Annotated in this window: 9 protein-coding genes; 4 read left to right on the forward strand and 5 right to left on the reverse strand. The window is 36.6% G+C overall.

The genetic code is table 11. The annotated features are described in order from the left end of the window. Positions 1-249: 249 nt before the first annotated feature. The 4 genes from infA to KQI69_RS10145 form a co-directional block, all read right to left on the reverse strand. The gene (gene infA, locus KQI69_RS10130; RefSeq protein ID WP_022013568.1) at positions 250-468 is read right to left on the reverse strand and encodes a translation initiation factor IF-1; all 219 of its coding nucleotides are present in this window, start codon (positions 466-468) and stop codon (positions 250-252) included. A gap of 164 nt (positions 469-632) precedes the next feature. Continuing rightward, a complete protein-coding gene (gene map / locus KQI69_RS10135; protein WP_216565264.1) occupies positions 633-1,397 on the reverse strand; it encodes a type I methionyl aminopeptidase in 765 nt (254 codons plus the stop codon). Between the two features lie 121 nt (positions 1,398-1,518). Further along, the gene (locus tag KQI69_RS10140; RefSeq protein ID WP_216565265.1) at positions 1,519-2,163 is read right to left on the reverse strand and encodes an adenylate kinase; all 645 of its coding nucleotides are present in this window, start codon (positions 2,161-2,163) and stop codon (positions 1,519-1,521) included. Positions 2,164-2,391: 228 nt separating this feature from the next. Then, on the reverse strand, positions 2,392-3,357 hold the full coding sequence (locus tag KQI69_RS10145) for an RNA methyltransferase (RefSeq protein ID WP_216565266.1): 966 nt from the start codon (positions 3,355-3,357) through the stop codon (positions 2,392-2,394). Between the two features lie 245 nt (positions 3,358-3,602). Between KQI69_RS10145 and KQI69_RS10150 the strand changes: the two genes are divergently transcribed. From KQI69_RS10150 to KQI69_RS10165, 4 genes are all read left to right on the forward strand, one after another. Beyond that, positions 3,603-4,568 (forward strand): alpha/beta hydrolase, encoded by a 966-nt coding sequence (locus KQI69_RS10150; protein ID WP_216565267.1) that lies wholly within the window; start codon positions 3,603-3,605, stop codon positions 4,566-4,568. 250 nt (positions 4,569-4,818) lie between these two features. After that, a complete protein-coding gene (locus KQI69_RS10155) occupies positions 4,819-6,204 on the forward strand; it encodes a condensation domain-containing protein (protein ID WP_216565268.1) in 1,386 nt (461 codons plus the stop codon). A 119-nt stretch (positions 6,205-6,323) separates the two neighbouring features. Next, positions 6,324-6,554: an acyl carrier protein gene (locus tag KQI69_RS10160; RefSeq protein ID WP_216565269.1), complete on the forward strand. Its 231-nt coding sequence runs from the start codon at positions 6,324-6,326 to the stop codon at positions 6,552-6,554. Between the two features lie 65 nt (positions 6,555-6,619). Beyond that, positions 6,620-8,191 carry an AMP-binding protein gene (locus KQI69_RS10165; protein ID WP_216565270.1) on the forward strand — a complete coding sequence of 524 codons (1,572 nt, stop codon included), beginning with the start codon at positions 6,620-6,622 and terminating at the stop codon, positions 8,189-8,191. 68 nt (positions 8,192-8,259) lie between these two features. Here the strand turns inward: KQI69_RS10165 and KQI69_RS10170 are convergent, their stop codons facing one another. Further along, positions 8,260-8,835, reverse strand: a complete 576-nt coding sequence (locus KQI69_RS10170; RefSeq protein ID WP_216565271.1) for a TetR/AcrR family transcriptional regulator — start codon at positions 8,833-8,835, stop codon at positions 8,260-8,262. Positions 8,836-9,008 lie beyond the last annotated feature (173 nt).

Here is a 9,008-nt window from a genome sequence, read left to right on the forward strand (position 1 = left end):
TTTTATTAACAAAAAAATGCCGTATTTATGCGGCTTGTGGCGTTTCGCAAACGCCTAATACTTATTATAGCAAAGGAGGTTTTTTCCTTAAAGCTAAAGCGAATTTACTCACACCTGCATAGCAGGTGGTTTTTTTATTTGCTCCATTCCATTTCTCCTCCAAGAGAAACTACATTTCGCAAATTAGGCCTTTAGGCCATACAATAAACAAAAAGACAAACCACTATGATTTGTCTTTCACTATTCGTCTTATTTATCTCTCCATGTGATACGCCCTTTTGTAAGATCGTATGGTGACATTTCCATAGTAACCTTATCACCCGGTAAAATACGGATAAAGTTTTTTCTGAGTTTTCCACTGATATGTGCAAGTACCTGATGTCCATTCTCAAGTTCAACTTTAAACATAGCATTTGGAAGTTTCTCAACTACGATTCCTTCAATTTCAATAACATCTTCTTTAGACATAAATAACCTCCGTCTTTATTAAAAATCATTTACTTATTTTAAGTCAGGCAATGATACAAACCTTAACATATACTGTATCGGTAATCTGTCACCGTTTAATTATATTATAAACAATGACATGATATTTCTGCATCGCTGCCTGACCTTATTTATAGTTTTAAATCTTATGCCAGATCTTTATTGTATGATAAAAGCTCTGGCTCTCCTTCTGTGATAAGAAGCGTATTTTCATAATGTGCTGAGTTCATACCGTCCCTTGTGACACATGTCCAGCCATCATCAAGTATCCAGATCTCTTTCTTTCCTCTGTTTATCATCGGCTCTACTGCAAATGTCATACCTGCACGAAGTTTCATTCCTCTGCCGATAGGCTTGAAGTTTGGTATCTGTGGTTCTTCATGCATTTCTTTTCCTATGCCGTGTCCAACCATCTCTCTTACTACTGAAAATCCGTTTGACTCTGCATAATCCTGAATTGCCTTTGAGATATCATAGAGATGATTTCCGGCTTTTGCCATCTTCATTCCCTCAAAGAAACTCTGTTTTGTAACATCAATCAGTTTCTGATCCTCAGGTGAAATCTCACCTACCGCATGTGTACGGGCTGCATCAGACTGATATCCCTTGTAAATAACACCTGTATCAAGACTGATGATATCTCCATCTTTAAGAATATTTTTCTTGTTTGGAATTCCGTGTACTACCTGCTCATTTATTGATGTACATACTGATGCAGGAAATCCCTGATAATTAAGGAATGATGGTATACAATCATAACTTCTTATAATTTCTTCACACTTTCTGTTTATCTCAAATGTACTTATACCCGGACGGATAATCTTTGCAAGTTCATCATGAACTATTGCAAGAATCCTTCCTGCTTCACGCATCAATTCAATTTCATGTTCTGATTTAATTGTTACTGCCATAATGTTAATGTGCCTTCTTTCTTTATATTTTTGATATCGAGACAATTTATATCATGCACATATAGTGTCCGTTAATACTATAAATATATATTTTTAATTTTATATACGAATTCTTGCAAAATTAACCTTCAAGAATACCACAAATCTCCTCAAAGCATGTATCAAGTCCCTTTGAGCCGTCAATTACTTTTAAGATTCCCTGTTTCTTATAGTAATCAATAAGTGGAGCTGTCTGCTCATGATATACATCAAGTCTCTTCTTTACAGTCTCAGGAGCGTCATCATCTCTTATGATAAGTTCACCATCGCACTCATCGCATACTCCCTCTTTCTTTGGAGGAATGTTTACTACATGATATGTTGCTCCACAAGACTTACAGACTCTTCTTCCGCCCATTCTGTCTATAATAGCCTGATCTTCAAGGAAAATCTCAAGTGCATAGTCTATAGCATCACCATCTTTTGCAAGTGCCTCTGTAAGTGCCTCTGCCTGTGGTATTGTTCTTGGGAATCCGTCAAGGATATATCCCTTTTTGCAGTCATCCTGTTTAAGGCGGTCTACTACAAGGTCACATACAAGTTCATCAGGTACGAGATTTCCAGCATCCATGTACTCCTTGGCTTTCTTTCCAAGTTCTGTACCATTTTTGATATTCTCTCTAAAGATATCTCCTGTTGAAATAGCCGGAATACCATATTTTTCTGTAATCTTCTTTGCATGAGTTCCTTTACCTGCTCCAGGTGCACCTAACATAATTATCTTCATATTCTGTTCTCCTCTCAAAAAATCAGGTTTATGTTCATTATATCTGCATGAGTAATATTCATGAATAATATTTATGAACAATGTTAAATTTGTGTTTGTGTACACTGATAATGTGTACCATAACTATTTTCTTATCAACAATTGGTATTATCTCTGAATATGTCTTTCGTATTCAAAGAATTCTCAATATATATATTATCCTAAATTGGCAGTTATTTCAATAAAAATTTATTTTTTACCGCCAAGTTCCCAAAATACCACCGCACTTGCCGCCGCAACATTTAGTGAATCAACTCCATGTGACATAGGTATCTTTACAGTATAGTCACTCTCATATATCGTGCTTTTTAAAAGCCCGTCACCTTCCGTTCCAAGAATTATCGCAAGTTTTTCCTCTGCCCTTACTCTCTCATCATCAATACTCACCGAATTGTCATCAAGTGCCATTGCCGCTGTTTTAAATCCAAGTCCATGAAGTCTTTCGATGTAAGTTTCCCCACTGTCACTATCAGATATGTCAGCAAATGTCCACGGTATCTGAAATACTGTACCCATGCTCACTCTTGCTGCTCTGCGGTATAAAGGATTACTGCTGCCGTTTGTGAGTATAACTGCATCCATATTAAGCGCCGCCGCTGAGCGAAATATCGCACCCACATTTGTCGGGTTCATCACATTTTCAAGAACTGCTATACGCTTTGCATCTTTACAGATTTCCTCAAGTGCCGGGAGCGATCTGCGGTGCATTGCACATAACATTCCTCTTGTGAGTTTAAAACCCGTAAGTTTGGTGAGAATGTCAAATTCTGCCGTATATACAGGAAAGTCTGACATATCTGTTTCTTTGTATTTGATATTTTTTAGGGCATATTTTTCTTCTGATACCGTATTTTCTTTGCTGTTTTTCAAAACAAGATTTTCCTGTTTTTCTGCATCTGAATATATCTTTCTGTTTTGATATATCCTGTCGCACTTCTCTAATACAGCTTTTCCCTCGCCATCAATATGCTTTTTTTCAATAAGACATGAAATCGGCTCATATCCTGCATCAAGTGCTCTCTCTATTACTTTCGGGCTTTCCGCTATAAATATCCCCTTTTCAGGCTCAGCCCTGTTTAAAAGCTGTCCCTCTGATAATCTTGCATATATGTCAAGTTCTTCTGCATCAAAATCTTTAATTTCTATTATGTTCATTTTTTACTCCATCACAATACATTTATTTACTTCTTTTTTCCAACCTAATATATTTTTTAATAATATCATAAATCACATAATTATCAATAATAATGTGATTTCCATTACGCTTTTATTGGATTTGTATACAACTTTTATCAAGGTAAGCATCATATATATCAGCCGTTTGCTTTTTATACACTGCAATATTATAATGTTAATAACTAAAAATGTACGTTAAAATACAGAAAAGGTGGAAAAAAATTATGAAAGATAAATTTATAAAGATATCCGCATTGACAACTGTTGCCGCAGACATATTTATGGCATCAGGCTGGTCATTTTTTAAAATGACTGTTCAATGTAAGAAAAAAAAGAAACTGAACAAAAAGAAATGGTTTAATTTCTCAAAAACTAAGATTAATCATCCAAGGGATAAATTTGAAAAAGAGTACGAAGATGGCAAGGAATGGTGCAGACAGCAGGATATGCAGGATTGTTATATCAAAAGCATTGACGGTTTAAAACTTCACGCATCATATCTCCCTGCAAATGATGCCAAAAGATTTGTACTGTTAAGTCACGGTTACAAAGGAAGCGGTTTTGGTGACTTTGCGTATACAGCCAGATTTCTTCATGAAAATAACTGCAACCTGCTCTTTATCGACCAGAGATGCTGTGGTGAAAGCGAGGGAGAATATATTACATTTGGTGCTAAAGAACAGTACGATGTTCAAAAATGGGCATATTATATCGCAAGAAGAAATAAAAATAAGCTCCCTTTATATCTCTATGGCGAATCTATGGGTGCTGCCTCTGTTCTTATGGCTTCTGGTCATAAACTTCCAAAAGAAGTAAGAGGACTTATCTCCGACTGTGGCTTTCATTCGATGAAGCATCAGCTAAGAGATCTTGCTGACAACTGGTTTCACCTTAAACATATAGGACTTATGCTTTTCAGACTTGATCTTTTTTGCAGTCTTTTCGCAAAATTCAGAATGTGTGATGCCGACACAACATATGCAATGCTCACAAACAAAAAACCGGTGCTGTTTTTTCATGGTATGACCGACACTTATGTTAGTCCACAAAACTCAAAACTCAATTATTCACTCTGTCGTGCCCCAAAAGAACTTGTACTGATACCTGACGCAAGACACTTATGCAGTCCATATGTCGCAAAGGAACTGTACCGCGATAAACTCTTAAAATTCTTTGAAAAATATGACTGACACAGCAAATGTCAAGAATATTCGCAATACGCTACTGAGCTTGAGCTAATCAACTGAGTCAAACGTATATTCGCAATACGCTCTGCTACTTGCTCATATAAAGTCTCGGTCAATTTTATGTAAAATGTTTGTTAAATCTATAAAGGGGTAGTAATCTGCAAAAATATATGGTACTTTCTCAGAAGAAACAAAAAGTTACTGTTTGAATTTACAATTTTCTATAACAGTTTTTAATAATCAGGAGGTTCATATGAAAAAGTACTATCCCTTAACAGCAGCACAGAAAATGCATCACAACTGGATAAAAAAATATAAAACCCAGCAGGTATCAGGTGTGAGTGTCGTTGCATCTTTAAAGGCTGCCCTCGACTTTGGTCTTTTAAAAAAATGTATCCAGCTTGAGTTCGAGCGTTACGGCTGTATGCGCATCCGCTTTACAAAACCCGATAAGAACGGAGATGTTGAGCAGTATATCACAGCGAATGACACAAGAGATATACCGATAAAAGATCTTTCAGGTATGAGCATGGCTGATGCTGACGCTCTTATGCAGCAGTGGGCATATGAGACAATGGACGGCGATAATATCCCGATGTGCGATGTAACGATGTTAAAACTCCCCGAAGGATACAACGGCTTCTTTATTCATATGGATCACAGACTTATCGACTCATGCGGTCTTATAGTTATGATAAATGACCTTATGCAACTTTATACACACTACAGATTCGGCTCTGATTTTCCTAAGGAACTTGCCGATTTTGAAAGTGTATTAACAAAAGACCTAAAAAAAGCATCTAATGAAAAAAGATTTTTAAAAGACAAAAAATTCTGGGATGACCAGCTAGACGCCTTAGGCGAACCTCTCTATTCTGATATACAGGGACCGGCAGTTCTTGAAGAAGCAAGAAAACTCCACAACGATAAAAATTTAAGAGCAGCAGATATCGAACTTAAAAATCTATTTGTAGCTGTCAAAGATTATTATCTTGAACCTGAACCTACAAAAAATCTTCTTGATTTTTGTACGAACCACCAGCTTTCAATGACTAATCTTCTCTTATTAGCAATCAGGACTTATCTCTCCAAAGTAAATAACGGACAGGAAGATATCACTATTGAAAACTTTATATCAAGACGCTCCACTCACGATGAATGGACATCAGGCGGAAGCCGCACTATCATGTTCCCATGCCGAACAGTGATCAGTGCAGATACAGACTTTCTTACAGCAGCACATGAGATACAGGACGTTCAGAACAGAATATATATGCACAGCAATTATGATCCGGCACTAATCGAGGAAGAGATGAGAAAGCGTTATAAAACCCCTGAAAATACATCCTATGAAAGCTGCTATCTTACATACCAGCCAATGACTGTAAAGATGGATAATCCACATCTTGAAAACATCCCACAGCACTCAAAATGGTTTGCAAACGGTGCGGCTACTAAAAAAATGTATCTGACAGTATCACATACCGAGAATGGCGGCACAAATTTTTCATATCACTATCAGACTGCCCATTTACAGGAACAGGACATGGAACTTTTGTATTATTACATGATGCGTATTCTCTTTAAGGGAATTGCAGAACCTGATATGACAATCGGTGAAATCATGGAACAGGTATAACATATCACATTATATCTTTATCAGTGTTTGAGAAATTATCATAATATTTTATAACCAACACAACACATAATTTTAATTTTGTAAGCAATAAAAAATCTTATTATATGGAGGAAAAAATCATGACAAAGGAAATGCAGTTTAAAAAAATCGTTGCACAGTATTGCGAAGTAAAACCAGAGGAAATGAATGGTGAGATGAGATTCAGAGAAGATTTAGGTTTCAGTTCTCTTGATTTTATGTCATTTCTCGGTGAACTTGAAGATACTTTTGATGTTGAATTAGAGGATGAGGAAGCCCTCAGAATCCACAATGTTTCAGAAGCTCTTGAACTTTTGAATACACTAGCTTAATACTTTTGTATCGTTAATCTTTGTATCTTTAGGAATTTTTGTTATATGTTTATATGGAGGTAATTATGGGAAAACTTATTCGTGACATCGTAGAGGAAAGTGCAGACAGGTTTGCAGACCTTAAAGCTGTCAAATGGTTAAAAAAGAAGGAAATCTTTGAGAGAGATTACTCTGGATTATATGAAAATATCACCGCAGTCAGAAAAGGACTTTTAAAAGAGGGATTTTTAAAAAAACATATCGCTCTCATAGGTGTAAGCTCTGTAGAATGGATTGAGAGTTATCTTGGTATTATCACAGGTTCTTCTGTTGCAGTACCACTTGATGCCGGACTTCCCTGTGAAGATTTAACTGAGCTTATAAACCGCTCTGATTCGCAAGCACTTTTTCTAAGTCCGAAAAATAAATCCCTTCTTGATGGAATACTTGCAGGCTGCCCTAAACTAAAGAAAATATGGCTGCTTCAGAATGAAGATATCGATGAAACAGTTAAAAACAATAACAGCAGCAAAATAGTGGCATCTTTAGCAGAATTAAAAAATGTCGGCAAAAATTCAGATAAAGATGCTGACAGACCGGCTCCGGAGGATATTGCAACTATTATCTTTACATCGGGAACGACAGGAAAAAGCAAAGGCGTTATGCTCACTCAGAACAATCTCGCATCAAATGTGGAATCTGTCAGTTATTATTCAGAACCGGGAACAGTGATGCTCAGCGTACTTCCTGTCCATCATGTATACTGTCTTGTGATGGATTGGCTCAAAGGTTTCTCGTTCGGTGCAACCGTATGTATAAATGATTCGCTTATGCACATGGTCAGAAATATGAGTATTTTCAAACCTGAAGTAATCCTTATGGTTCCTATGATGGTTGAAACCATTTATAAAAAGCTGGCGGCTGCCGATTCTTCTATCCCGAAAAATATCTTAGCGGACAATGTATTCGGTGGAAATCTGCGAATAATCTTTATGGGCGGTGCTCATCTTGATCCGTTTTATATAGAAAAATTTGCTGAGTACGGTATAGATATATATGAGGGATATGGCATGTCAGAGTGTTCACCTGTTATAAGTTCAAATCTGCCTGAAAGCCACAAAGTCGGCTCTATCGGACGCCCTCTCTCAAATGCGGAGATATCATTTGACAATGGCGAGATTCTTGTAAGAGGAACAAGCGTTATGAAAGGTTATTATAACATGCCTGATGAGACAGCCGAAACCTTGAGGGACGGATGGTTACATACAGGTGACAAGGGTTATCTCGATGAAGATGGTTTCTTATTTATCAATGGACGAGTTAAAAATCTAATAATCCTCTCAAACGGTGAAAATATCTCTCCTGAAGAAATTGAAAACAAACTTGCACTCAATGAACTTGTAGGCGAGGTTATTGTCACCGGAGAGAAAAACGGGCTTACTGCAAGAATCTATCCCGAACAGGAACTTGTCCTTGCAAATAATATGAATGAAGACCAGATTCATGAAAAATTACAGGGCTTCCTTGATAAATACAACAGTGAGCAGCCAACCTACCGCCGCATAACAGGACTTGTGATAAGAAAAAATCCTTTTATAAGAAGCTCTACAAAGAAGATAAAGAGACAGGAAGCTCTCATTGATGAACCGCTTTCGTAAAGTAAACTACATCCACTGAGCAGAAAAGTTTATCTTTTAACTATCGGCATACATTCCTACTGTAAATATCAACGCATAAAAGGCAACATTCCTGTCATAAAAGCCTGCGTCATAAATTCAGCAACGGCTTCTGCAGAAGTTTCAAAATTCTCATTGCTCCATTTGTGCAGCACACCCAATGTGCTGCCGATGGAGCTTGCTATCATATAAGAAAATTCCTCTTTACTGTGCTGTGATGGTGATACATTCTGAGTAACCTGTCTTACATACTCATGAAACATAGTCATTGTTTTTTCAAAAAAACCATTTCCTCTTGGACTTTTAAGAATATCTGCAAGATATTCATTTTTCATAGTATAGTTACATACTGCCAGAAAATATGACTTACATATATCATGGTCGTTCTTTGCGTGGAAAGATTCCATCAAAGCAAACATATCTTCAATGGTTTTATCCTCAACCGCATCAACAAGTGCCGGAATGTTTTCAAAATGATTATAAAAGGTGCTTCTCACGATTCCAGCCTTTTTTATTATATCCGTAACGGTTATCTTGTCTAATTCCTTTTGTTTTAATATTAAAAGAAATGCATCATATATAGCTTCATCAGCGACATGATATCTTTCATCTAAAATCTCATCCATACTTTTAATCCCCTTTTTTCTTTTAATGTACTCTCAGAATCTTCTCAAAACGAATCATTTGGGCTGGATTTCCGATATACTGCTTTTATTTTCTCGTCGTACATACTGTGTATGAACTGCGAAAATGTCATTGTATATCAAAAATTCATCTCGAAATTCTTCGTTCAGAAGAT

The organism is Eubacterium sp. MSJ-13 (assembly GCF_018918235.1).
Classification (GTDB): domain Bacteria; phylum Bacillota; class Clostridia; order Lachnospirales; family Lachnospiraceae; genus Butyribacter.